This window comes from Micromonospora sp. WMMD558, from assembly GCF_049315255.1.
Lineage (GTDB): Bacteria > Actinomycetota > Actinomycetes > Mycobacteriales > Micromonosporaceae > Micromonospora.
Genome location: NZ_CP186061.1, coordinates 661,654 through 685,763 on the forward strand (window position 1 = coordinate 661,654; position 24,110 = coordinate 685,763).

A 24,110-nucleotide genomic window follows, 5' to 3' on the forward strand; every position below is an offset into this window, starting at 1 on the left:
GGTGGAGGGGTGTCGTGGCGAGCTTTCAGTGCTCCTCGTGCGGCCGTGAGATCAAGCCGGCCGTCCGCTGCCCGCACTGCGGCGCGGAGCAGCCACAGTGGCTGGAACACCTGGCGGAGATCGAGCGGTCCATCGCGGAGATGAAGGCGCGGGACGCCGAGATCGCCCGCGAGCAGCGGCAGATCGCCGCCAAGATGCAGGCCGCGCTGTTCCAGCGGGACATCCTCGCCCACGCCGGCGAGGAACGGACCAAGCAGGCCACCCGCCCGCGCCGGGTGCTGCGCCGCCGGCCCGGCCGACGCCCGCCGACCGCCGCCACCGGCGCGCCGCCGCGGGTGCCCCGCCAGGGCACGCCCCCGGGGTCGGACGACGCGCCGCCACCACCTCCGCCGGCCGCCTGGCTGGACGCCGACAACCCGGAACACCCGCCGGAGGCGTCCAGCCGTGAGGTGCAGAACATCCCGCTCGGCCTCGGCGCGCTGCTGCTCGGGGTCGCCGCGGTGGTCTTCGCCGCGGTCGCCACCAGTTCGATGGACGCGCTCGCCCGGCTGGGCGTGCTGCTCCTCGCGACGGTGTTGATGCTGCTCGCACCGCCGGTGCTGGCCCGGCGTGGGCTGACCTCCACCGCCGAGACCATCGCCGCCGTGGGGCTGCTCCTGGTGCCACTCGCCGGGTACGCGCTGTGGGCCGTGGACCGGATCGGCAACGGCGGTGCCTCCGGCGCGGTCTTCGCCGGCGTGATCTTCGCGGTGACCGCCGGGGTGTCGTTCGCGTACGCCGGCTGGACCGGGCTGCGCGCCCCCCGGTTCGCCACCGTGCTGGCCGCCCAACCCGTGCTGCCGCTGCTCGCGTACGACCGGGTCACCGGGCCCGGGGGCTGGGCGGTGCTGCTCACCCTGGTCGCTGTCCTCGACCTCTGGCTGGCCCGCTCACCGGTCACCGTGGAGCGACCGGTCCGCCGGGACGTGCCCGAGGCGCCCGCGACCGCCGCACCGGAAGCCACGACCGGGCGGCCGGACGGCACCCCGGTCGCGCCGCGGCAGCGCCAGGGCACCGGGCGGCCCGAGGGCGCCCCCGAGGAGGCGGAGGAGGTGCTCGGCGGCCCCGTGGCGGGCGCCGACGCCCCGGCCGCCCGCCCGGTGCCGTGGCTGCGGGAGGTGGCCTGGGGGCTGCACGCCGTCGCGGTGGCGGTCGCCCTCGCGTACGCCGTCACCGCGCTGCTGCGCGCGACCACCGTGCCGGCCGCGACCGGCGCGGGTGTCGCGCTGCTGTTCGCCGCGGTCGTCTGCCTCGCCGGCACGCTCGGGTTGGGCCGGCCTCCGCTGCCCGACGTCGGGGCCGGCATCGTCACCCTCGCCGTGATCGGCGCGGTGGGCCGGGTCGTCTCGGTGGCGCTGCCCGGTCAGTCGCTGCTGCTGATCGCCGCCGTCATCGCGATCACCGGCGTGGCCGTCCGTGCCGTTCCGGAGGCGGCCCGGCGCGGGCCGCAGTTCGCCTCCGCCATCGCGCTGACGGTCAGCGGTGTGGTGGTGGCCGGCGGCGCCCTGCGCGCCGGGGTGGCCGCGGTCCGGGCCGCGCAGCCGGCGTGGGCGGCCGACCTCGACCGGTACGCGACCGAGTTGGCCGCCGCGGCCGGCCCGGTCACCGGGCAGCTCGCCGCGAGCGCCCTGCTGTTGACCGTCGCCGCCGTGGTGGCCCTGCCGTCCGAGATCCGCCGGGAGTTCGCGGTGGTGGGTGGGGCGTTGACCGCGCTCGCCGTACCGGCGTCGTTCGGGCTCGGGTGGGCGGCGGCGCCGTGGCCGATGGTGCTCGCCGCGATCGTCATCGGGGTGCTTGGCCTGTCGGCGCGGACGGAGCGGGCCGCGCTGGCACACGCCGCCACCGCCGCCGGGGTGGGGCTGTTCGGTGCGGGGGCCGGCCTGGCCCGGCCCGCGCTGACCGCCGCTGTCCTGCTCACGCTGTTCGCGGCGGGGGTGCTGGTCGCCGCGGCACCCCGGGTCCGCCTCGCTCCGGCCCCGGCGGACACCGTGTCGGCGTGGGCCGCGGGCGGCGCGGCGTTCGCGCTACCGGGTGCCGTGGCCGCCTTCGTCGCCGCCACCGCGCCGGCCGGCCCGACCCTCACGCCGGCCGGCGTGCGCGAGGTGACCGTGCCGGTGCTGGCCGCCAGCTTCCTCGCCGTCTGCGTCACGCTCGGGTACGCCGCCATCGTGCAGGTGTCGCAGCGGCACCTTCCGGTCCCGTTGGCGGTGGGCACCGGTCTGGGCGCCCTGGCGGTGGCCGCCGCCGGCTTCGGGGCACCGGGCACCACCGCCGCCGACGCGTGGGTCGGTGCGCTGCTGCTGGTCGCCGCCGTCCTGCTGTTCCTCGCGCCGTCCATCGACGCCGGCCGGCGCTCCGACCTCACCCTGGACGGATCCGACCTGGCTGCCGCGGCGGTGACCGCCGCGCTGATCGCCACCCTGCTCCGGATCGCCGCTGTCATCGCCCCCGGCGGGCAGCTGGCGGTGGCGGCGGGGCTGGTGCTGGTCGTCGCCATGGCCGCCCGCGCCCTGCCCGAGGAGTGGCGGCGCGGGCCGACCCTCGGTCTCGCCGTCGGCGGCGTGCTCATCGGGTTGCTGGCCGGCTGGTCCGCCCTGCGCGGTGGCCTGGGCGTGCTCGCCACCCCGGGGCCGATCTGGGCCGGTGACCTGACGGGTTGGCCGGCCGCCCCGACCGGTGGCTCCACCTGGCAGGCACCGGTCGCACTGCTGCTGCTGGCCGTCGCCGCGGCGGTCCTGCTGCCGCCGCCGTGGCGGTACGACGTCTCCGGCGCCGCCGTCGTCCTGGCCACCATCGGCGCTCCGGCCGCGTTCGCGCTGGAGTGGTGGTCGCCGGTGCTGGTCGGCGCGACGGTCGCCACCGTGTACGGCATGGCCGCCGTGGCCTCCGTCGACCCGCGCGCCGCCGTCTCCCGGGCCGTCGTGGCCGGTGTGGTGGCGCTGCACGCGGCCGGCGCCGGGCTGGTCCGGCCGTGGACGACCGCGCTGGCGCTCGGCAGCATCGTGCTGATCGGCGTCGTGGTGGCGGCGCTGGCCCGCACCCTCGCGACGCCCGAGGTGGACGACATCGACGTCGAGGGGATGCCGTCGCACCTCGCCCAGATCGGCGGCGCCGCGACGGGCGCCGCACTGCTCGCGCTACCCGGCGCCGTGGCCGCCCTGGCCGCCGAGTTCGGTCGCTCGCCGCAGGTGGTGCTGACCGCCGCGCTGGCCGCGTCCAGTCTCGGTCTGGCCGCCGTGGCCGCCGTCCGCCGGCAGGTGCCGCAGTACCTGCCCTGGGTGAGTGTCGCGGTGGTCGGCGGCGCGACGGTCAGTGCCCTCGCCGCCGCCCCGACCGGTCTCCCGGTCGGGGTGTACGCCGCCGCCGCGACCCTCCTCGGGGTGCTCGCCGAGCTGGTCCGCGGCGCCACCGAGCCGCCCGCCGGCTCGGCGGCGCCGGTGCGCCGGTGGTCGGTGCTCCTCGACGGCGCTCTCCGGCGCTTCCCCGAGACCGGCACACGGCGCTGGCGGGTCAACCCGGCCGCCGGCGCCCTCGCCGCGGCCGCGCTGCCGACGGTGCTGGCCCTGGTGTCGCTGGCACCAGCGCTGTACGTGGCGCTGGTCGAGCCGCAACGCACCCTCAGCCGGATCTGGCAGGGGCCGCCGCCGGAGCTGCTCACCCCGCCGCCCGCCGCGGTGGACCCGACCCACGTGCTCACCGCGCTGCTGCTGACCGCGACCGCCGCGCTGGCCGCGGTCGGCTTCAGCGGCGGCCGCCGGAGCCGGGCGGTGCCGGTGGTGCTGCCGGGTGCCGCGGTGACCCTGCTCATCACACCCGTGGCCCTGGGCATCGGCTGGCGGGCGACCACCCTCGCCGGGCTGGCGGTCTTCACGATCTCGATGCTGGGGTTGGCCCTCACGCCGCCGCCGGCGCTGGTCGAGCGGGCCCGCTCGCTCCGCCTGGCCCGGGTGCTCGTCTTCGTGATCGGGCTGGCCGCCGGCGGTGCCGGGCTCGCCGGCAGCCTCGCCACCCGGGAGCTGACCCTGTTCACGCTGGGCGGTGCCGTGGGCGTCGGTACGGTGGCGGCGATCTTCGGCGCCACGCAGCGGGCCCGCATCCTCGGCTGGCTGTTCGCCTCGCTGATGGCGCAGCTCTTCGTGCTCACCGCCGGCCTGGTCGCCGGTCTCGCGGCGGTGTGGTCCGCGTTCGGCGTCCTGGCCGTCGGCGCGGCCCTCCAGGTGTTCGCGGCGACGCTGCCCCGCCTGCGCCGCCCGGAGGCGCAGCGCGAGGCGGCCACCGTCGAGTGGAGCGGCCACGCCGCCGCACTGATCGCCCTGGCTCTCGCGTACGACTCACCCCGGCACATCGCCGCGCTGCTCGCCGCCTGGGGCGCGGTCCTCGGGGTGGCGGCGGCGCGACCCGGCCGTCGGCCGGTGGAACGCCGGATCCTGTTCTGGGCGGTCGTGGTCTGCGAGATCGCCGCCTGGTGGATCCTCATGCGGGTCGCCGAGGTCGCGCTGCCCGAGGCGTACACTCTGCCGTTCGCCGCGTTGGCCCTGCTCGTCGGGGTGTTGGAGCTGCGCCAGCACGCCGAGATCAGCAGCTGGGTGGCGTACGGGCCGGCGCTGGTGGCCGCCTTCGTCCCCACGCTGGCGATCGTGCTGGCCACCGACACGAGCACGCTGCGGCAGGTGCTCCTGCTGCTCGGCGCGGTCGCCGTACTGATCTTCGGCTCGATGAGCCAGCAGCAGGCGCCGGTGATCGTGGGTGCGACGGTCACCGCGATCACGGCCATCCACGCGCTGTTCAGCCTCGGCCCGTGGCTGGCGCTGATCCCGGTCGGGATCCTGCTGCTGATCCTGGGGGCCAGCAACGAACGGCGCCGCCGCGCCCAGGAACGCCTCCAGACCGCCCTCCGCGGCATGCGGTGAATTCGAGGGTCATTGGATCCTCGTCGAGGTCGAGCAGAGCGTGCCGGCGCCGCACCCACCCTTCCGGAGCGGGCGGGCCGTCAGCTGAGGGAGGCGCGGAGGGCGGCGTCCTTGTCGGCGACGAGCTGCTCCAGGCCGGCCTGGTAGGCCGACATGCGGTCGAGCAACGTGCGGTCGGCGGCGGCGAGGATGCGGACGGCGAGCAGGCCGGCGTTACGGGCGTTGCCGATCGACACCGTGGCCACCGGCACGCCGGCCGGCATCTGCACGATGGACAGCAGCGAATCCATCCCGTCCAGGTACTTCAGCGGCACCGGCACGCCGATCACCGGCAGCGGCGTCACCGAGGCGACCATGCCCGGCAGGTGGGCGGCACCGCCCGCCCCGGCGATGATCACCTTGAGGCCCCGGTCCGCGGCGGTACGCGCGTACTCGATCATCTTGACCGGCGTGCGGTGGGCGGAGACGACGCCGACCTCGTACGGCACCTCGAACTCGTCCAGCGCCTCGGCGGCGGCCTTCATCGTCGGCCAGTCCGAGTCGCTGCCCATGATCAGACCGACCGTGCTCACGAGCGCCCCTCCCGCAGCCAGCGGGCGGCGCGCGCCGCCCGCGTCCGTACGTCGTCCAGGTCGTCGCCGAGCACCGTCACGTGCCCGATCTTGCGGCCGGGGCGTACCTGCTTGCCGTACAGGTGCACCTTGGCGCCCGGCTCGGCCGCGAAGAGGTGGTGCAGCCGCTCGTCGATCGACATGCCGCCCGGCTCGCCGCCGAGCACGTTCGCCATCACCACGACCGGCGCGGTCAGCGAGGTGTCGCCCATCGGGTAGTCGAGGACCGCCCGCAGGTGCTGCTCGAACTGCGACGTCCGGGCCCCCTCGATCGTCCAGTGCCCCGAGTTGTGGGGACGCATCGCCAGCTCGTTGACGACGATGCGGCTGCCGGTGGGCGCGGAGGAGTCGGCCACCTCGAACAGCTCCACCGCCAGCAGGCCCACCACACCGAGCGCCGTGGCGAGGTCGATGGCGAGCTGCTGCGCACCGACCGCCAGCTCCTCGGGCAGGTCCGGCGCGGGGGCCAGCACCTCGACGCAGATCCCGTCCCGCTGGACGGTCTCCACCACCGGGTACGCGGCGACCTGCCCGAACGGCGACCGGGCCACCTGCACGGCCAGCTCCCGGCACAGCGTAACCCGCTCCTCGACGATCAGCCGCGTCCCGCCCGCGAGCAGCGTGGCGGCCAGCTCGGCCGCCTGCGCCTCGTCGTCCACCAGCCACACGCCGCGGCCGTCGTACCCGCCCCGGGCGGCCTTGAGCACCACCGGCCAGCCGACCTCGTCACCGAAGGCGACCAGGTCGGCGGGGGCCGCCACCGGCCGCCAGGCCGGGTTCGGCGCGCCGAGTGAGCCCAGCCGCTCCCGCATGACCTGCTTGTCCTGCGCGTGCACCAGCGCCTCGCCCGGCGGGAAGAGCTTCACGCCCTCGCCCGCCAGGGTCGCGATGTGCTCGGTGGGGACGTGCTCGTGGTCAAACGTGACCACGTCGCAGCCCTTGGCGAAGGTGCGCAGCGCCGCGAGGTCGGTGTGGTCGCCGTACTGCACGTCGGCGGCCACCAGGGCGGCGCCGTCGTCGGGGGCGAGCGCGAGCACGCGCAGGGACTGGCCGAGGGCGATCGCGGCCTGGTGGGTCATCCGGGCCAGCTGGCCGCCGCCCACCATGCCGACAACAGGCAGACCGGTACGGGAATCCATAGCGGCGCCAGCCTATCCGGCCTGCCGTTCCGTCCCGCCGCCGCCCGGCCCTACCGGCCACCCGCCGCCCGGCGGGTAGCCCGGGACACCGCCCGGTTCCGCTCCGCCGGACACACCGGCCGCCACCGGACCTACCGGGCGGTGAGCTGCGCCACCAGGTCGCCGACCTGGGTCACCGGGCGTTCGCAGACGAAACCCCGGCAGGCGTACGCGGTGGGCCGCCCGTCGACCATCGGCCGGTCGGCGAGCAGCGGCACCCCGGGCTGGTCCGGCCGGCCGGCCACGATCACCGCACCGGGCGGGGCGTGCCGGTGCGCCGCCAGGACCAGTGGCTCGCCGGCCGGGTCGTCGGTGACCACGGCCACCTCGTACGGCCCGGAGAGCAGCGCCTCGCCGACGGTCGCCGCGTACCCGGTGAAACGGGCGTGCCGGGCCACGATCGGCGCCACGGTGGCGAGCGCCGCCTCCGCCGCCTCCCGGTACCGGCTCTCCCCGGTCAGCGCCGTGTACGCGACCAGCGCCGCGACGATCGCCGAGCGGCCGGACGGGGTGGCGTTGTCGGTCGGGTCGGCCGGCCGGGTGACGAGGCGTTCCGCGTCGTCGGCGGTGTCGTAGAACCCGCCGTCGGGAGCGCCGAACCGCTCCAGCGCCACGTCGAGGAGCTGGCCGGCCAGGGCGAGCCACCGCGCCTCCCCGGTGAGCTGGTGCATGGCGCAGAACGCCTCGGCGACGCAGCCGTAGTCCTCCAGAACCCCGGCGGACTCGCCGACCCGGCCGTCCCGCGAGGTCCGCCGGAGCCGCCCGTCCACGAGGTGTACGCGCGCCAGGTGCTCGGCCGCGTCCCGCATCGCCCCGTCGGCGACGATCGTGACGCCCTCCATCAGGTTGGCGTCGTCGCCCGGGGCGTCCTGCGCGTACCCGGCGGCGACCTGCTGGAACTCGGCTATGGCGGTGATCGCGAGGCCGTTCCACGCGGCCACCACCTTGTCGTCGCGGGCCGGTTGCGGGCGCGCGTCGCGGGCGACCAGCAGCCGGCTCACGACGTCCTGCCAGCGCTGCCGGATCTCCGGCGCGGCGTCGTCGACGTCCCGGGCCAGCCGCAGCACGCTCGTGCCGTGCTCAAAGTTGCCGGACTCGGTGACGTCGAACAGGTCGGCGGCCCAGCGGCCGTCCTCCTCCCCGAGGACGTCGGCCAACTGGGCGGGCGTCCAGACGTACGTGCGGCCCTCGACGCCCTCGGTGTCGGCGTCCAGCGCGGACGCGAAGCCCTCGCCCGGCCGGTGCAGCTCGTCGGCGAGGAAACGGGCCGTGTCCCGGGCGACCCGCCGCGCCATCGGGTCGCCGGTCAGCCGCCACAGGTGCGTGTAGACGCGCAGCAGCAGCGCGTTGTCGTAGAGCATCTTCTCGAAGTGCGGCACGGTCCAGTGCGCGTCCACCGAGTAGCGGGCGAAGCCCCCGGCGAGCTGGTCGTGGATGCCACCGCGGGCCATCGCCTCGCAGGTGTGCCGGACCAGTTCCAGGCTCTGGTCGGAGCCGGTGCGCTGGTGGTGCCGCAGCAGGAAGAGCAGGTTCATGTGCGGCGGGAACTTGGGCGCCCCGCCGAAACCGCCGTGCGTCCCGTCGTACTCCTTGGCGAGCTGGTCGGCGGCGGCGTCGAGCAGGTCGGCGGTGAGTGGGGTGGACGGCCCCCCGACGGCCTGGGCGCCGCCGATCGCCTCGACCACCGCGGCCCCCTGCCGGAGTACGGCGTCCCGCTGGTCCCGCCAGGCGGTGGTGACCGACTGGAGCAGCCGGATGAAGTTGGGTTGCGGGAAGTACGTGCCGCAGAAGAACGGGGTGCCGTCCGGGGTGGCGAAGACCGTCATCGGCCAGCCGCCCTGCCCGGTCATGGCCTGCGTGGCCGTCATGTAGACGGCGTCGACGTCCGGGCGCTCCTCGCGGTCCACCTTGATGGACACGAAGTTCTCGTTCATCAGGGCGCCGACCTGCTCGTCCTCGAACGACTCGTGCGCCATGACGTGGCACCAGTGGCAGGCCGCGTAACCGACCGAGATGACGACCGGGACGTCCCGCCGCTTCGCCTCGGCGAACGCCTCGTCGCACCACGGCCACCAGTCGACCGGGTTGTCCTTGTGCTGGAGCAGGTACGGGCTGGTGGCGTCAGCGAGTCGGTTCACCCGACGACCATAACCAGCCCCGGCGCTGCCCGCTCCGCGGTCAGCGGCACGCCTTCCGCCGTTCACATTTATCTATTTGGATCTGTGCAGGCATCCCCGACCCGAGGAGACACCGCCGATGCGCAGACTCCCGCTCCTGTCCGCCCTCGCCGCCGGCACGGTCGCCGCGGCGCTGCTCACCCCCGCCCCCGCGCAGGCGGCGGTCGACCCGGCCACGCACGTCTCGGCGGCCACCGCCGTCGGCACCCACAACGCGTACGAGAAGTCGACGTACACCTACCTCGCGCAGGCGCTCGACGCCCGCCCGGGGTTGATCGAGCTGGACGTCTGGCCGGACATCTTCGTCCGGCAGTGGCGGGTCAGCCACTCCAACCCGCTCGGCAACGACAACAACTGCGTGGCCGCGACCAGCGCCGCCCAGCTCTACACGGGAAACCGGAACCGGAACCTGGAGCACTGCCTGGACAACATCCGGCTGTGGCTGGCCGCCCACCCGGACGCCGGACCGCTGATCCTCAAGTTGGAGCTGAAGACCGGCTTCAGCAGCCGCACCGGGCAGGGGCCGGCCCAACTCGACGCGGTGCTCGCCGCCCGGCTGGGCGACCGCGTGTTCACCCCCGCCCAGCTGCGCGGGGCGTACCCCTCCCTGGACGCCGCCGCCCGCGCGGACGCCTGGCCGACCCGGGCGCAGCTCGCCGGGAAGGTGATCGTCGAGCTGATCCCCGGCACGGTGGAGGAGAGCAACCCGACCGACGTGCTCTGGACCGACGTGGAGTACGCCCGCCACCTGGCCGCCCTCGCCGGCGCCGGCACGCTGGCCCGGGCCCAGGCGTTCCCGGCCGTGCACCGGGCACAGGCCGGTGATCCCCGCAGCCGGTACGCCGACACCAGCTTGCGCCCCTGGTTCGTGGTCTTCGACGGGGACGCGACGGCGTACGTCACCGGCGGCATCGACACCGCCTGGTACTCGACCAACAACTACCTGCTGATCATGACCGACGCCCAGCACGTGCCCCCCGCGGTCGGCACGGACCCGGACGCCGCCCGCGCAAGAGTGGCGGAACTGGCCGCCCACCACGCCAGCATCGCCAGCGCCGACTGGGCAGGGTTCCCCACCGTGCTCCCCCTGGTCCTTCCCCGCGCCTGACCCGCCACCACACCCGTTGATCATGGAGTTGGCGGGCGGTTTGATCTCCTTACAGCCCGCCACCTCCATGATCGATCTGGGTGGCCGGGTGGGGGTTAGGAGGCGTCGTCGGCGGTGCGGAGGGGGAAGAGGTGGGGGCGGGCCTCGTCCAGCAGGGTGCCGAGGACGGCGCCGATCTTGTCGGCGGGCATCGGCTTGAAGAAGTGGTAGCCCTGCGCGGCGGTGCAGCCCAGCGCGGCGAGCGCGCTGCGCTGCTCAGCAGTCTCCACGCCCTCGGCGACCACCCGCAGCCCCAACTCCTGGGCCAGCCCGACGGTGGTCCGCACGATCGCCGCCGCCTCCGGCGAATCCGCCATCCGGATCACGAAGGACCGGTCCACCTTCAACTCGTCGACCGCGATCCGGGTGAGGAAGGTCAGCGACGAGAAGCCGGTGCCGAAGTCGTCGACCGCGAGCTGCACGCCCATCGTGCGCAGCGTGGCGAGCACCTCGTCGATGACCTCCAGCTCGCTCATCACCACCGTCTCGGTGATCTCCAGGACCAGGCGGTGCGCCGGCACCTGGTGGCGGCGCAGCGCGTCCGCGATCTCCGCCGGCAGCCGGGGGTCGAGCAGGCTGCGAGCCGACAGGTTCACCGAGATCGGCACGTCGAGGCCCTCCCGGGCCCACTGCGCCGCCACGGCGAGCGCCTTGTCCAGCACGTACCGGGTGAACGTGCCCAGCTGCTCGCTGTTCTCCACCGGGCGGATGAAGTCGTGCGGGCTCAGCCAGCCGCGGCGCGGGTGCCGCCAGCGGATGAGCGCCTCCACGCCGGTCGGCGCACCGGTGGCCAGGTCGACCGCCGGTTGCAGGGCCAGCACCAGCTGGTCGTCGGTCGCCAGCGCCTCCCGCAGCTCGGCCAGCAGGGCGAGCTGGTCGGTGCTGGCGGCGTCCCGGGTCGAGTCGTAAGCGGCGACGCTGCCACCGCCCTCCTTGGCCTGGTACATGGCGATGTCGGCGCGGCGCAGCAGCTCCGTCATGTCGGCGGTGCCCGCGTCGGCCACCACCACCCCGACCGCGACCTCCACCGACATCCGTACGCCGGCCACCTCGGTGGGCGCGGCGAGCCGCTCGGCGATCTCCCGGGCCTGGCGCAGCGCGTACGCCATCGGGGCCGCGCGGTCCCCGATGACCGGGACCGACGTCAGCAGGACGGCGAACTCGTCGCCGCCGAGGCGGCCGAGCAGGTCCCCGCCGCGGGCCAGCGCACCCAGCCGGTTGGCGGTCAGCCGCAGCAACTGGTCGCCGGCGGCGTGCCCGAGGGTGTCGTTGACCTCTTTGAACTGGTTGACGTCCAGCAGGAGCAGTGCCACCGGGTGGTCGTGTGCGAGCTGCCGGAGCGCCTGGTCGCCCCTGCTCAGCATCGCCGCCCGGTTGACCAGGCCGGTCAGCGCGTCGTGCACCGCCTCGTACGACGACCGCGCCGTGACCAGGCGCAGCTCGCGGTGGGTGGCCGCGTCGTGCAGCGCCGCCGCGAGAGCGTCCCCGTACGCGGCGACCGCATCCCGCTCGCGGTCGCCGGGCGGCGCGGAGGGCGGGAACCGGACCCGAAGGTGGCCCACCTGCGTGTCCCCGACCGTGAGCGCCCGGACCAGGCGGTGGTCGTCCGCCTCGTCGGGCTCGGGGACACCGACCTCCCGCTCCACGATCTGCCCGCCCGCGTCACCCCGGTAGCGCCGCCAGCGCCCGTCGCCCCGGGCGACGTCCACGTCGACCAGTTCGGCCTGGAAGAGCGTCAACGCGCCGGACACCGCCGCGCTCGCCACGCCCCGCTCGTCGAGCTGGTTGAGCGCAGCCGTCGCCTCCGCGAAGGCTCGCCAGGAACGCCGCTCCTGGTCGGCGCGCAGCCGGTGCCGGTAGGTCTGCTGGAGCAGCCAGAGCGGCGGAGGCAACAGCAGCAACCAGCGTGGATCCAGGTCCACGAGAGCCACCACGACCAGACCCACCACGACGTTGCCGACGAACATCAGCAGCTTGCCGCGCAGCGCCGCGAGCAGCACCGCGCCGAGCGACGTGCCGTTCCGCAACGTGAGGCTGACGCCGCCCAGCCAGGCGCTGGCGAGAAGGTAGACGACCGCGCCGGCGCCCACCGCGAGCGCGAGGGCCGGCGTCGGTGTGGCCAGCAGTGGCCGGCCCAGGGCCGTGGTGACCGCCACGGCCAGTGCGGTCGCCGCGGCCAGGGACGACGCGATCCGGACGATCTCCAGCACCGGCCGGCGGTCCCCGAGCAGCGACATGCCGGTCCAGGCGAGCCCGACACCGAGAAGGGTGGCCGCCGGGAGCCACCCGGACGGCACCTGGTGCAGGCAGACGATGAGCGCGGCCTCACCCCAGGTGATGCTGACCGCGCCGGCGGCGGCCCGGAACCGGAGCCGGGCCAGTTGGGCGATCGCGAAGAGGGCGACGGCGAACCCGAAGCGGGCGGCCCCGCCGAAGGGATCGTCGGCCGGCAGGCCGACCGGCAGGGTGAGGCCCACCACCGCCGCGACCAGGGCGGTCACCGCCACCGCAACCGTGAGCACGAGCAGCCGCGGAGATGAGTCGCGGGTCTCGACCCGCGACTCCCCCGCCGGGGCGGAGGTCACCGACCCCCTCCGGCGACGGGCCGGGCGGAGGTGCGACGGGCAGCCGCTGCTGTGCTGGTCATCGGCGCCCCCTCCCGCACGGCCGAAGAGACTGACGGTCCCCCCGGCGGAAGGCTAAGCCAATACCGGTGACCGCAACAGGGGGTGACGACCTGCTCGGACGTGAATCATGCGGGGACTAGCCGTTTTGGCGCTGCTGGGGCCCGTTGGGCGGGTTCGCCGATGAATCCTGCGCTCCCGTGCCGTCTGTCGGATCAACGACTGCGGCGTCCGCCCGGGCCGCGTCGGCCGGCCCGGCCTGCTGCGGGAACCGGTCGGGCAGCCGGCGCAGCCGCGCGTTCATGTTGCGGATCAGCAGGACGGTGGCGGTGGCCAGCACCAGGATCAGCAGGAGACCCATCGGGCCCGCCAGGCCACCCGTGCGGGTGTCCCCGAAGTTGTTCTGGGCGAGCACCTGGGCAGCGGTCAGCATGGCGTTCCTCCGATGAGCGGTTGGTACCCAGCGTAGCCCCGTGTCGGATCAGGGCGTCCGTCGAGTAGCGGCGGGACCACGGCTAGCCGGCGTGCGCCGTCTCGCGCACCCCGGCGAACAGGTCCGACTCGGGCAGCGGGCTGTCGACCAGCGACCGGACCAACTGGAAGTCCTCGGTGGGCCAGGCCTGCCGCTGGAGCTCCATCGGCACGTGGAACCAGAAGCCGTCCGGGTCGATCTGGGTCGCGTGGGCCCGCAGCGCGTCGTCCCGCACCGGGAAGTAGTCAGCGCACTCGACCCGGGTGGTGATGCGCGGGCCCTTGTCCTCCCGGTCCTCCCAGCGCTTGATCCACTCCTCGTACGGCGACTCGAGGCCGGCGGCGAGCATGGCCTCGTGCAGGGCGAGGATCTTGCCCTTGGAGAAGCCGATGTCGTAGTAGAGCTTGAACGGCTGCCACGGTGCGCCCAGTTCCGGGTAGCGCTCCGGGTCACCGGCGGCCTCGAACGCGGCCATGCTGATCTTGTGGGTCATGATGTGGTCCGGGTGCGGGTAGCCACCCTCCTCGTCGTACGTCGTGACGACGTGCGGACGGAACTCCCGCATCAGGCGCACCAGCGGCCCCGCCGCCTCGGCCACGTCCTGCAGGGCGAAGCAGCCCTCGGGGAGCGGCGGCAGCGGGTCACCCTCGGGCAGGCCCGAATCCACGAAGCCCAACCAGGCCTGCTCGACCCCGAGGATCGCGCGGGCGGCGTCCATCTCGGCCCGGCGGATCTCGGCGATGTTGGCCCAGACGTCCGGCCGGTCCATCTTCGGGTTGAGCACGCTGCCGCGCTCGCCGCCGGTGCACGTCACGACCAGGACGTCCACGCCCTCGGCCACGTACTTCGCGGTGGTCGCCGCGCCCTTGCTCGACTCGTCGTCCGGGTGTGCGTGGACGGCCATGAGCCGCAGTCGCTCTGCCAACGTCGGCGCTCCTCGTCTCTGCCCCGGCGGTCCGCCCCTCGGGCCGCCCGGCTGACCTGCCGGAATGCTCCCCCCGTGCCGGAACCCGCCGGCGCCGACCTGTCATGCTGGACGACAGGACCGGGCTGGGAGAATGAACTCTGCCATTCTTGCCGATGCCCCCGACAACGACGCCAGGAGTTACCCGCCGGTGAGCGAGACGCACGCCACAATTCCGTCCGGCGCGCCGGTCTTCCCGCCCGGCCGGTACGGGCGCCGCCGCGAGCCCGGCCGCCGCCGGCCGTTGCTGGCCGGGCTGCTGGCGCTCGGCCTCGCCGCCGTCCTCGGCCTGGTCACGGTCCGCCTCTACCAGCAGTACGGCGACCCCGAGTACGACGCCACGGTGATCACCTACACCGGGATCACGGACACCCAGGTACTGGTCGACTTCCGGGTCACCGTGCCGCCGGGCGGGTCCGCGGTCTGCGTGCTGCGCGCCCGCGACCGGGCCGGCGCGGAGGTCGCCCGGGAGCAGGTCACCGTGACCGCGCAGCCCGGGAAACGGCACGTGACGCAGCAGCACCGGCTGGTGACCAGCGGCCGCGCCTTCATCGGCGAGGTGCTGCGCTGCCGACCGCCGGCCTGACCGGCGCCGATCCCGATCCCACCGGCGCCGGAAGGCGGTCGCCGGTGCTGGCGTGACCGCCCGCCGAGCGGCCGTGAGTGATCGTCGACACCCCTTGTCGGTGGTCACTGGTAACTTGGAAGTTCACTGTCAGCCAGCACGCACGACTGAGGAGATCGCCTGTGTCCAACGGCAACGAGGCGCCCGCCACCTGGCTGTCGCAGGAGGCGCACGACCGCCTCCAGGCCGAGCTCGACGAGCTCATCGCCAACCGACCGGTCATCGCCGCCGAGATCAACGCCCGGCGCGAGGAAGGCGACCTGCGGGAGAACGGCGGCTACCACGCTGCCCGCGAGGAGCAGAGCAAGGCCGAGGGGCGCATTCTCTACCTGAAGGAGCTGCTGCGCACCGCGCAGGTGGGCGAGGCGCCCACCGCCGACACGGTCGCGCCCGGCATGGTCGTCACGATCTACTTCGACGACGACAAGGACGACACCGAGCGCTTCCTTCTCGGCTCCCGCGAGATCGCGTCGACCACGGACCTGACGGTCTACAGTCCCGAGTCCGCCATCGGCAAGGCGATCCTGGGTTGCCGCCCCGGCCAGACGTGCACCTACACGGCCCCGAGCGGCGCCGACATCAAGGTGACCGTGGTCGCCTTCGAGCCGTTCTCCGGCTGAGCGAAACCGTCCCGACGCGCCGGCGCCCGGCTGGGCACCGGCGCGTCGCGTTTTCCGAAGGCCGACCCGACGTGAGCCGCCCGCGTCACGCAGGCCGACCCGACGTGAGCCGCCCGCGTCACGCACGCCGGCCCGGCCTGAGCCGCGCGCGTCACGCACGCCGGCCCGGCCTGAGCCGCGCGCGTCACGCACGCCGGCCCGCCACGAGCCGGCGTCAGCCCTCGCCCGCGAAGACCACCTGGTAGCCGCTGGCCCGTAGCGCGCTGATCAGCGTGTCCGAGTGCTCCACACCCCGGGTCTCCACCGACAGCGCGACCTCCACCTCGCCGAGGCGCAGGTGCGGGTTGGCCCGCTGGTGCTCGACGTCGACGACGTTCGCCCGGTGCTCGGCGATCTCGCTGAGCAGCGACGCGAGCTGGCCGGGCCGGTCGGTGCACCGGACGGTGACCCGCAGGTAGCGGCCAGCCGCCGCCAGGCCGTGCTCGATCACCCGCAGCATCAGCAACGGGTCGATGTTTCCGCCGGACAGCACCGCCACCACCGGGGCCTCCACCTCGACCGCCCTGGTCAGCAGCGCCGCCACCCCCACCGCGCCGGCCGGCTCGACCACCTGCTTGCCCCGTTCGAGCAGCATGAGCAGCGCGCGGGAGATGTCCTCCTCGGAGACCGTCACCACCTCGTCGACCAGCTTGCGAACGTGCAGGAAGGTCAACTCGCCCGGGCGCCCCACGGCGATGCCGTCGGCGATGGTGCTGAACGACGGGAGGCGTACCGGCTCGCCGGCCAGCAGCGAGGGCGGGAACGCGGCGGCGCTGGCCGCCTGCACGCCGATCACCCGGACGTCCGGCCGCAGCGCCTTCGCCGCGACCGCCATCCCGGAGACCAGACCGCCGCCGCCCACCCCGGTGACGATCGTCTTCACGTCCGGGCACTGTTCGAGGATCTCCAGCGCCACCGTGCCCTGCCCGGCGATCACGTCCTTGTGGTCGAAGGGGTGGATCAGCGTCGCCCCGGTGCGCTCGGCGTACGTCTGCGCGGCCACCAACGACTCGTCGACGGTGTTGCCGACGAGTTCGACCTGAGCCCCGTACCCCTTGGTGGCGGCCACCTTCGGCAGCGGCGCGTTCACCGGCATGAAGACGGTGGCGTGCGTGCCGACCAGCCCGGCGGCGAGCGCGACACCCTGCGCGTGGTTGCCGGCGCTCGCCGCGACCACGCCGTTGGCCCGCTCCGCCTCGGACAGCCGGGAAATCCGCACGTACGCCCCGCGCACCTTGTACGAGCCGGCGCGCTGCAGGTTCTCGCACTTGAGCCAGGCCGGCCCGCCGAGCGCCGCGCTGAGCGGCCGGGAGGGCTCCAAAGGGGTGGTGCGGACGACACCGGCGAGCAGTTCCCGCGCGGCCCGTACGTCGTCCAGGCTGACCAGTTCCGTCATACGCCGATCGTCGCACCCGCGCCCCGCCCCCGACCCGCGCCCCTCCCCGCGATCATGCGCTTTCCGTCGCCGGTACGCGGCTTCCGACCCACTTCGCCAGGGCTGATAGGTGCAAGATCGCGTCTGTCGGTGCCCGGCCCGACCGCGGGGCTGGATCAGGCGGGGGCCGGCGACCCCGTTCCGACGCGGGGGTAGCCGGGAGCGTGGCGGGTCCAGGGCGCCTGCATCTCGAACTGGCCGGCCACGCCGAGCAGCAGGAGTTCCGAGCCGGGCGGGCCGACGAGCTGGACCGCGACCGGCAGGCCGTCCGGGCGGCGGCCGACCGGCACCACCAGCGCGGGCAGGCCGGCGATGTTCCACGGGGCGGCGTACGGGGCGTACCGGATGCTGGCCACCATGTTCGCCCGCCAGGAACGGGCCGACCAGCTCGCCGCCTCCGGCGGCACGGTGGCCAGCGCCGGGGTGAGCAGCAGGTCGACCGAGTGGTCCGCGAAGAACCCGATCGAGCGCTCGCGCCAGGCGGCCCGGTCGGCCTCCCGCACGTACCCCCGGCGCTCCGCCCACTCCCCGAAGGCGACGTGCCGGCGGCTGCGCCGCTGCAGGATCCGCCGGTCCAGGCCGGCGGCCCGCACGTCGGCGGCGGCCGCGGCGAACCAGGTCGCGATGCCCTGCAGGCCCAGCGCGGTCGGATAGACCGGGTCCGCCGGCACCGTGTCGTGCCCGGCGGCGGCGAGGAGCCGGCCGGCGGCGGCGACCGCGTCCCGGTTCGGGGCGTCCGGCGAGACCCCGCGCACCGGGGAACGCAGCGACACCCCGACCCGCAGCCGCTGCGGCGGCACCAGCTTCTCCTGCCGACGGCCGGCGAGCACCTGGAAGCCGACCGCGGCGTCGGCCACCGTGGTGGTCAGCACGCCGTGCTCGGTGAGGCCGAACCAGTCGTCCGCGCCGAGCTGGCACGGCACCACCCCGCGCCCGGGCTTGAGGCCGATCAGGCCGCAACAGGCCGCCGGGATCCGGATCGACCCGAGGCCGTCGTTGGCGTGGGCGATCGGCACCAGGCCGGCGGCCACCGCGGCGGCCGAGCCACCGGAGGAGCCGCCGGGGGTACGCCCGAGGTCCCACGGGTTGCGGGTCACCCCGGTCTCGTCGTCGGTGACGCCCCACAGGCCCAGCTCCGGCATCCGGGTCACCCCGAGGATCACCGCGCCGGCGCCGCGCAGCCGCCGGACCACCTCGTGGTCGGCCTCCGCCACCGGGGTACGCACGGCGGCCGACCCGTTCCAGGTGGGCAGCCCGGCGACGGCGGTGTTCTCCTTGACCGCCACCGGCACGCCGGCCAGGGGGAGGTTGGCCAGGTCCTCCTGCTCGTCGACCTTCTCCGCCTCGGTGACCGCCTCACCGCCGCGGACCGCACGGAACGCGGCCAGCTCGGCGTCGGCGCGGGCGATGTGGTCGAGGTGGTCGGCCACCACCTGGGTGGCGGAGACGTCACCCCGGCGTACGCCCCGGGCGATCTGCTTGGCGGTCGCCCCCACCCAGGTCGGCATGATGTCCTGCACGGCCACCCTCCCCAGCCCGCGGTCAGCCCAGCGCCTGCTCCAGATCGGCGAGCAGGTCGTCGACCGTCTCGATGCCGACAGACAGTCGCACGAGATCGCCGGGAACTTCAAGCGGCGAGCCGGCGGCACTTGCGTGTGTCATCCGGCCCGGGTGCTCGATGAGCGACTCCACGCCGCCGAGCGACTCGGCGAGCACGAAGAGCTTCGCCCGGTTGCAGATCTCGACGGCGTGCTCCTCGCCGCCGGCCGCCCGGAAGGAGATCATCCCGCCGAAGCGGCGCATCTGCTTCGCGGCCACCTCGTGACCCGGGTGCGACGGCAGGCCCGGGTAGATCACCTGACCCACCTTGGCGTGCCCGTCGAGGTACGCGGCGATCCGCTCGGCGTTGTCGCAGTGCCGGTCCATGCGTACGCCGAGGGTCTTGATGCCGCGCAGCGTGAGCCACGCGTCGAACGGCCCGTTGATCGCGCCCATCGCGTTCTGGTGGTAACGCAGGTCCTCGCCGAGCCCGGCGTCGCCGGCGATCAGCGCGCCACCGACCACGTCGGAGTGCCCGCCGATGTACTTCGTCGTCGAGTGGACGACGACGTCCGCGCCGAGCGCGAGCGGCTGCTGGAGGTACGGCGAGGCGAACGTGTTGTCCACGACCAGGAGCGCGTCCGCGTCGTGCGCCACGGCCGCGAGGGCCGCGATGTCGGCGATGCCGAGCAGCGGGTTGGTGGGCGTCTCCACCCAGACGATCTTCGTCCGGCCGGGCTCGATCGCGGCCCGGATCGCGGCCGGGTCGGACACCTTGGCGGGGGTGTAGCGCAGCCCCCACCGCTCGACCACCTTCGCGAAGAGCCGGTAGGTGCCGCCGTACGCGTCGTCGGGGATGACCACGTGGTCGCCCGGCTTGCAGACGGTACGCAGCAGGGTGTCCTCGGCGGCGAGGCCGCTGGCGAAGGCGAGCCCGACGGTGCCGCCCTCCAGCGCGGCGAGGCACTCCTGGAGCGCGTCGCGGGTCGGGTTGCCGGAGCGGCTGTACTCGTAGCCCAGCCGGGGCGCGCCGACGGCGTCCTGCGCGTACGTGCTGGTCTGGTAGATCGGTGGGATCACCGCGCCGGTGCGGGCCTCGGGGTCCTGGCCGGCGTGGATGGCGAGCGTCTCGAAGCCGTGACTCATTCCCGAGACGTTAGTCGTCCAGTCCTTCCCAGCCCATGGAACCCACCCCCGCGGGTCGGTGGAAGCGGAGTGTCAGGGCGGTGGGCGATACTGGCCGAGTGAGTTCGACCGCCCTGCCGTCCCGCCTGATCGGCGCGGCCGACCGCATTCCCGCCTCGCTGGACATGATGGCCGGCCCCGATCACGGCCGCGTCGCCCTGCCGGTGCGACTGGCCTGGTCCGGCCTGACCGAGTTCGACGTCACCGACCCGCGCGAGCGGCTGACGCTCTACTGCCTGCTTATCGACTGCGGGCAACGTGACGACGTCGTCCGCTACGTGAACCCGGTGCTGCTGCGACGTGACTGGCCACGGATCCGTCGGCTTACCGCCCGTCGTCTCACTGCCCTCTGGGAACGCCGGCTTCCCGACCTGTCAGCCGCATGATCGACGCCCTGCACCAGCGGCTGCTCGTGATCGGCTTCAATGCCGGCGACGAGCTGGGTCTCATGCTGGCGGGTGGCTACGCGATGTCCGCCCATGAGCTGCTCGACCGCCCCTCGCAGGACATCGACTTCGCTACCGCCACCGCGTTGCCACTGATCACCGTCGTCGATCGGCTGGCCCGCGCCTACCGTGACGCCGGCTACGAGACGAAGGTCGTTGAGGTCACCCCGCGGATGGCCCGCATGGTCGTCTCCGACACAACCGCGTCGTGCGAAGTCGATCTCCTCAAGGAAGGGCTCGGGCCCCCGGCCCGGCTGGCGATCGGGCCGGTTGTCGCCTTCGAGGACGCGGTAGGTCTGAAGATGCGAGCGCTGCATGACCGTGCCGCCCACCGCGACTACATCGACATCAGGGCAGCCAATGCCCGGCTGACGTGGATGGAGATGGAGCACCTGGGGGCCCGGCACACCGCCGGTTTCTCCCTTGAGGAGTTGGCCGACCGCCTCGGCGGCGTCGTCGAACGTGACCCTCGCACCTTCCTGTCCTACGGGTTGAATGAGGCTGCGATCGAGGTTCTGTGTCGGTGGGCGCTCGCATGGGAGTCGGACATCCGGTCGCGCCTGGCGAACGGCGAGACCGGCCCGATCGGGGTGGCGGACGACGAGTGGGACGCCTATCTCGATCCGGCCTGAGTCCCGCCGGCACGGATGGCACTAGCGTGGGGGCGATGGCGGGGTGCGTGTTCTGCGGGATCGTGGCGGGCGAGGTGCCGGCGTTCCGGGTCGTGGACGAGGCGGACGGGGTGGCGTTCCTGGACACCCGGCCGGTGTTCAAGGGGCACGTGCTCGTGGTGCCGCGTACGCACCTCGTCACGCTGGCCGACCTGCCGCCCGAGGCGCTGGCCGGCTACTTCGGGCTGGTACGGCGGCTCGCGATCGCGGTCGAGGCCGGCCTGGGCGCCGGCGGCACGTTCGTGGCGATGAACAACAAGGTCTCCCAGTCCGTGCCGCACCTGCACACCCACGTGGTGCCCCGGACGAAGGGCGACGGCCTGCGCGGCTTCTTCTGGCCCCGCACGCGCTACGCCGACGACGCCGACGCGACCGACCACGCCGACCGCATCCGCGCGGCGCTCTGAGCGGACTGGACCGGGCGAGTTCTTGGAAGATTTCGGCCCCTCCAGGGGCCGCTTCCTTCCAAGATCTTCAGGGCTACCGCACGTAGCGCGAGATCCAGAGGTTCGGGATGACCTCTTCGTCCCCGATCGCGGTGAACCCGAGCGACTCGTAGAGGCGGCGGGCCGGCTGGTTGGCCCGGCCGGTGGCGACGACGACGCGACGGGCACCGGCTCGGGCCAGCACGGCGCCGACCAGAGCGCGCCCGACGCCCCGCCGGTGCGCGGCCGGGTCGACCACCAGGCGGTCGATGTCCACGGTCGCGTCGTCCTCGGTCCAGGCGATCGCGCCAGCCAGTCGAGGCGCACCGGTATTCACGCTGGCACCGTCGCCCGGCAGGTCGGCGGCCGAGGCGGGAGGCCCGGCACCGGGTTGCACGCCGGGGCCGTCGCCGGGCAGGTCGGCGGCGAACGCGGCGAGCCAGCGCAGGGGCGCCGCGCGCAGGTCGGTCACCGTCTCGTGCAGCGGCGGGATGCGGTCGTCGCCGATCAGGGCGGCCTCGACCGCGTACGCGGCGTGCTGCACCGCGAGCACCGACCGGGCCAACGCCTCGTCGGCGTCCGGCCGGATCGCGGTGATCGTCGGCTGCTTCGGGCCGGTGGAGAGGGGCGGAACGGTCACCGGGTGGGCGGCGTGGTGACGAAGGCGCGCCAGGCGGCGGGCGGGAAGGTCAGCACGGGACCCTGCCGGTCCTTGCTGTCCCGCACGGCGACGACCCCGGGCAGGTTGCCGGCGACCTCGACGCAGTCACCGGAGTTGCCGCTGCTGCGCGTGCTCTTCACCCAGACCGCCCCGGTCAGGTCCATGCCTGTGCCGCCTCCTCGATCAGCTCGGTGCTCTGCCGGGCGGACAGCGCCTCGGCGCGCACCGACTCCCAGGTCCGCAGCAGCGATGGTACGTCCGGTCCGTGCGAGACCACGTGCCCCTGGAGCTGGTTGTCCAGATAGGCCACATCACCCGCTGTCCGGGCGACATCGCCGCCCACCAGTGCAGAAAGTAGTGACTCGATCACCCGCACGGGAAGCGTCGCGACCCGCACAACCCGCGATGTGGGGGCAGACACCAGCCCCGCCCGCGGAGATGCACAGCCGGAGCCAGATTTGTTCGTTCAAGCTCTTGAGCCGCTTGCGAACAAATACCGAAACTGTTCGGTACAATTAGTTTGGCCCTAGCGAACAAAATCTTGGAGGGGTCCCCATGCCGGGACCAGGACGTCCCAGCCGGGCAGCGGTCCATCAGCGGATGGAGGAGGCCGTCCGGGAGCTGCGTGACCAGATGGGAGGGTTGCCCTCTCCGCGGGACGCCGCCGACATCTGGTCGGACATCTGGCACCAGGAGGCGCACCACAGTACCGCCATCGAGGGCAACATACTCGTGCTGTCCGAGGTCGAGAAGCTCCTCGACGAGGGCCGGGCGGTCGGCGCCAAGGCTCTCCGCGACTACCTGGAAGTTCAGGGGTACGCGGAGGCGGCGCGATGGGTCTACGGCCAAGCACTGGAGCCCGGCGACTGGCAGGACGGCTCACTCGTGTCGTTGCAGGAGCTCCGGCACATTCATCACCTCGCCATGACCCCGGTCTGGACAGTGGCTCCCCACCCGCACGCTCTCGACAGTGAGACTCCGGGAAACTTCCGCCGGCATGAGATCGCCAGGTTCCCCGGGGGGATGAAGCCGCCCCCCTGGCCTGAGGTGGACTCCCTGATGCGGAGTTGGGTCGACGCGACCGACGAGTTGCGCAAGAACGGCGAGACACCTCTCGCCGAACGCCTGGCCGTCGTCCATCACCGCTTCGAGGTCGTTCATCCCTTTCTGGACGGCAACGGACGCGCAGGCCGGCTTGTCCTCAGTCTCCTGCTGGGCAGACTCGGCTACCCACCGGCGATCATCTACAAGCGCGACCGCGCTGCGTACCTTCGGGCGATGCAGAGAGCGGACCGTGGCGACCCGGGCCCTCTTGGCGAGTTGATTGCCCGTAGCGTCACGACGAACATCTACCGCTTCCTGATGCCGGCCGTGGCCGAGCCGGCACAACTCGTCCCGTTGCCGGCTCTCGCGTCGCCGGACCTGTCGGAGGCCGCACTGCGTGTCGCTGCCAACCGGGGGCGCTTGCGGGCGGTGAAGGGAGACGACGGCGCCTGGCGGAGCAGCAGGAGCTGGGTGGATGAGTACGCACAGACGCGATGGCGGCGTAACCGCGCCTGACAGTGGGTGGGACGGGTAAGGAATACGGGTCTACGGGCGTTGCAGGCTGCGAAGGGTACGAGAGGAGTCCCCACCGTGTTCCTGCGCCGCATGAAGGCCGAAATGATCACCCCGGAGCAGGCCCTGCCCGGCCGCCTGATCGCGATGCCCGTCGCCGACCGCCACGAGGTGCTCGGCACCCCGTTGAAGCCCCCGTTCCCCGAGGGATCGCGGGTCGCCGTGTTCGGGATGGGCTGTTTCTGGGGCGCCGAGCGCCTGTTCTGGACGCTGCCCGGCGTGTTCACCACCTCCGCCGGTTACGCGGGCGGCTACACGCCGAACCCGACGTACGAGGAGGTCTGCTCGGGCCGTACCGGCCACGCCGAGGTCGTCCAGGTCGTGTACGACCCGGAGCTGATCACGTACGAGGACCTGCTCAAGGTCTTCTGGGAGAACCACGACCCGACCCAGGGCATGCGCCAGGGCAACGACGTGGGCACCCAGTACCGGTCGGCGATCTACGCGACCACCGACGAGCAGCTCGCCACCGCCCAGGCGTCCCGGGACGCGTTCGCGCCGATCGTGGCCCGCGCGGGCAAGGGCGAGATCACCACGGAGATCGGCCGGCTCGGTGACTACTACCTGGCCGAGGACTACCACCAGCAGTACCTCGCCCCGACCAAGAACCCGAACGGCTACTGCAACCATGGCCCCAACGGGCTGAGCTGCCCGGTCGGCATCGCCCGCACCGCCGGCTGACGCGGAGGAGGCCCCGGCTCAGCCGGGGCCTCCTGACCTTGATC

General features: G+C 73.8%; 21 protein-coding genes. 9 read left to right on the forward strand and 12 right to left on the reverse strand.

The features are described from left to right. The first annotated feature begins 14 nt into the window (after window positions 1–14). Window positions 15–4,949: an SCO7613 C-terminal domain-containing membrane protein gene (locus tag ACN26Y_RS03155; protein ID WP_422734273.1), complete on the forward strand. Its 4,935-nt coding sequence runs from the start codon at window positions 15–17 to the stop codon at window positions 4,947–4,949. Window positions 4,950–5,029: 80 nt separating this feature from the next. Here ACN26Y_RS03155 and purE read toward each other — a convergent pair whose 3' ends face one another. The 3 genes from purE to ACN26Y_RS03170 form a co-directional block, all read right to left on the reverse strand. Further along, window positions 5,030–5,521, reverse strand: coding sequence for a 5-(carboxyamino)imidazole ribonucleotide mutase (gene purE, locus ACN26Y_RS03160; RefSeq protein WP_422734275.1), 492 nt, complete (start codon window positions 5,519–5,521; stop codon window positions 5,030–5,032). Then, entirely contained in the window at window positions 5,518–6,699 is a 1,182-nt protein-coding gene (locus tag ACN26Y_RS03165; protein ID WP_422734276.1) for a 5-(carboxyamino)imidazole ribonucleotide synthase, read from the reverse strand. The genes purE and ACN26Y_RS03165 overlap by 4 nt, the downstream gene beginning before the upstream one ends. A 131-nt stretch (window positions 6,700–6,830) precedes the next feature. Further along, complete coding sequence (locus ACN26Y_RS03170) at window positions 6,831–8,876, reverse strand: thioredoxin domain-containing protein (protein WP_422734277.1); 2,046 nt, start codon at window positions 8,874–8,876, stop codon at window positions 6,831–6,833. Between the two features lie 118 nt (window positions 8,877–8,994). Between ACN26Y_RS03170 and ACN26Y_RS03175 the strand changes: the two genes are divergently transcribed. After that, complete coding sequence (locus tag ACN26Y_RS03175; protein ID WP_422734278.1) at window positions 8,995–10,023, forward strand: phosphatidylinositol-specific phospholipase C domain-containing protein; 1,029 nt, start codon at window positions 8,995–8,997, stop codon at window positions 10,021–10,023. 95 nt (window positions 10,024–10,118) lie between these two features. On the opposite strand, the gene ACN26Y_RS03180 is transcribed toward ACN26Y_RS03175, so the two are convergent. The 3 genes from ACN26Y_RS03180 to mca form a co-directional block, all read right to left on the reverse strand. Then, on the reverse strand, window positions 10,119–12,647 hold the full coding sequence (locus ACN26Y_RS03180) for a putative bifunctional diguanylate cyclase/phosphodiesterase (protein WP_422734279.1): 2,529 nt from the start codon (window positions 12,645–12,647) through the stop codon (window positions 10,119–10,121). A 178-nt stretch (window positions 12,648–12,825) separates the two neighbouring features. Beyond that, on the reverse strand, window positions 12,826–13,119 hold the full coding sequence (locus ACN26Y_RS03185; protein WP_422734280.1) for a hypothetical protein: 294 nt from the start codon (window positions 13,117–13,119) through the stop codon (window positions 12,826–12,828). Between the two features lie 82 nt (window positions 13,120–13,201). Continuing rightward, complete coding sequence (gene mca / locus ACN26Y_RS03190) at window positions 13,202–14,083, reverse strand: mycothiol conjugate amidase Mca (protein WP_422734281.1); 882 nt, start codon at window positions 14,081–14,083, stop codon at window positions 13,202–13,204. A gap of 190 nt (window positions 14,084–14,273) precedes the next feature. On the opposite strand from mca, the gene ACN26Y_RS03195 reads away from it, so the two are divergent. Beyond that, window positions 14,274–14,708, forward strand: coding sequence for a DUF4307 domain-containing protein (locus ACN26Y_RS03195; RefSeq protein WP_366600069.1), 435 nt, complete (start codon window positions 14,274–14,276; stop codon window positions 14,706–14,708). Window positions 14,709–14,869: 161 nt separating this feature from the next. Further along, window positions 14,870–15,367, forward strand: coding sequence for a transcription elongation factor GreA (greA, locus tag ACN26Y_RS03200; RefSeq protein WP_366600070.1), 498 nt, complete (start codon window positions 14,870–14,872; stop codon window positions 15,365–15,367). A gap of 214 nt (window positions 15,368–15,581) precedes the next feature. Here greA and ilvA read toward each other — a convergent pair whose 3' ends face one another. The 3 genes from ilvA to ACN26Y_RS03215 all read right to left on the reverse strand — a co-directional run bounded on the left by ilvA (window position 15,582) and on the right by ACN26Y_RS03215 (window position 19,526). After that, window positions 15,582–16,802, reverse strand: a complete 1,221-nt coding sequence (gene ilvA, locus ACN26Y_RS03205; protein WP_422734282.1) for a threonine ammonia-lyase — start codon at window positions 16,800–16,802, stop codon at window positions 15,582–15,584. Between the two features lie 155 nt (window positions 16,803–16,957). Continuing rightward, a complete protein-coding gene (locus tag ACN26Y_RS03210; protein WP_366600072.1) occupies window positions 16,958–18,367 on the reverse strand; it encodes an amidase in 1,410 nt (469 codons plus the stop codon). Window positions 18,368–18,383: 16 nt separating this feature from the next. Then, the gene (locus ACN26Y_RS03215; protein ID WP_366600073.1) at window positions 18,384–19,526 is read right to left on the reverse strand and encodes a cystathionine gamma-synthase; all 1,143 of its coding nucleotides are present in this window, start codon (window positions 19,524–19,526) and stop codon (window positions 18,384–18,386) included. 98 nt (window positions 19,527–19,624) lie between these two features. Between ACN26Y_RS03215 and ACN26Y_RS03220 the strand changes: the two genes are divergently transcribed. From ACN26Y_RS03220 to ACN26Y_RS03230, 3 genes are read left to right on the forward strand one after another with little or no spacing between them, the layout of a single operon-like run. Then, entirely contained in the window at window positions 19,625–19,951 is a 327-nt protein-coding gene (locus ACN26Y_RS03220) for a hypothetical protein (protein ID WP_422734283.1), read from the forward strand. Further along, window positions 19,948–20,643 (forward strand): nucleotidyl transferase AbiEii/AbiGii toxin family protein, encoded by a 696-nt coding sequence (locus tag ACN26Y_RS03225; RefSeq protein WP_422734284.1) that lies wholly within the window; start codon window positions 19,948–19,950, stop codon window positions 20,641–20,643. The genes ACN26Y_RS03220 and ACN26Y_RS03225 overlap by 4 nt, the downstream gene beginning before the upstream one ends. A gap of 35 nt (window positions 20,644–20,678) precedes the next feature. Beyond that, on the forward strand, window positions 20,679–21,089 hold the full coding sequence (locus ACN26Y_RS03230; RefSeq protein WP_422734285.1) for an HIT family protein: 411 nt from the start codon (window positions 20,679–20,681) through the stop codon (window positions 21,087–21,089). Window positions 21,090–21,162: 73 nt separating this feature from the next. Here ACN26Y_RS03230 and ACN26Y_RS03235 read toward each other — a convergent pair whose 3' ends face one another. From ACN26Y_RS03235 to ACN26Y_RS03245, 3 genes are read right to left on the reverse strand one after another with little or no spacing between them, the layout of a single operon-like run. Continuing rightward, window positions 21,163–21,747: a GNAT family N-acetyltransferase gene (locus ACN26Y_RS03235; RefSeq protein WP_422734286.1), complete on the reverse strand. Its 585-nt coding sequence runs from the start codon at window positions 21,745–21,747 to the stop codon at window positions 21,163–21,165. After that, the gene (locus ACN26Y_RS03240) at window positions 21,744–21,932 is read right to left on the reverse strand and encodes a DUF397 domain-containing protein (RefSeq protein ID WP_422734287.1); all 189 of its coding nucleotides are present in this window, start codon (window positions 21,930–21,932) and stop codon (window positions 21,744–21,746) included. Before ACN26Y_RS03240 ends, ACN26Y_RS03235 begins: the two co-directional genes overlap by 4 nt. Then, window positions 21,923–22,111, reverse strand: a complete 189-nt coding sequence (locus ACN26Y_RS03245) for a Scr1 family TA system antitoxin-like transcriptional regulator (RefSeq protein ID WP_422734288.1) — start codon at window positions 22,109–22,111, stop codon at window positions 21,923–21,925. The genes ACN26Y_RS03240 and ACN26Y_RS03245 overlap by 10 nt, the downstream gene beginning before the upstream one ends. A gap of 257 nt (window positions 22,112–22,368) precedes the next feature. Between ACN26Y_RS03245 and ACN26Y_RS03250 the strand changes: the two genes are divergently transcribed. Both ACN26Y_RS03250 and msrA read left to right on the forward strand, forming a co-directional pair. Next, the gene (locus tag ACN26Y_RS03250; RefSeq protein WP_422734289.1) at window positions 22,369–23,328 is read left to right on the forward strand and encodes a Fic family protein; all 960 of its coding nucleotides are present in this window, start codon (window positions 22,369–22,371) and stop codon (window positions 23,326–23,328) included. A 75-nt stretch (window positions 23,329–23,403) separates the two neighbouring features. After that, a complete protein-coding gene (gene msrA / locus ACN26Y_RS03255; RefSeq protein WP_422734290.1) occupies window positions 23,404–24,066 on the forward strand; it encodes a peptide-methionine (S)-S-oxide reductase MsrA in 663 nt (220 codons plus the stop codon). The last annotated feature ends 44 nt before the right edge of the window (window positions 24,067–24,110 follow it).

Coding starts and splice junctions, on each gene's coding strand:
- ACN26Y_RS03165 (WP_422734276.1), bottom strand. CDS start 6,699: ATGGATTCCCGTACCGGTCTGCCTGTTGTCGGCATGGTGGGCGGCGGC.
- ACN26Y_RS03175 (WP_422734278.1), top strand. CDS start 8,995: ATGCGCAGACTCCCGCTCCTGTCCGCCCTCGCCGCCGGCACGGTCGCC.
- ACN26Y_RS03185 (WP_422734280.1), bottom strand. CDS start 13,119: ATGCTGACCGCTGCCCAGGTGCTCGCCCAGAACAACTTCGGGGACACC.
- ilvA (WP_422734282.1), bottom strand. CDS start 16,802: ATGACGGAACTGGTCAGCCTGGACGACGTACGGGCCGCGCGGGAACTG.
- ACN26Y_RS03215 (WP_366600073.1), bottom strand. CDS start 19,526: ATGAGTCACGGCTTCGAGACGCTCGCCATCCACGCCGGCCAGGACCCC.
- ACN26Y_RS03225 (WP_422734284.1), top strand. CDS start 19,948: ATGATCGACGCCCTGCACCAGCGGCTGCTCGTGATCGGCTTCAATGCC.
- ACN26Y_RS03230 (WP_422734285.1), top strand. CDS start 20,679: ATGGCGGGGTGCGTGTTCTGCGGGATCGTGGCGGGCGAGGTGCCGGCG.
- ACN26Y_RS03240 (WP_422734287.1), bottom strand. CDS start 21,932: ATGGACCTGACCGGGGCGGTCTGGGTGAAGAGCACGCGCAGCAGCGGC.
- ACN26Y_RS03250 (WP_422734289.1), top strand. CDS start 22,369: ATGGAGGAGGCCGTCCGGGAGCTGCGTGACCAGATGGGAGGGTTGCCC.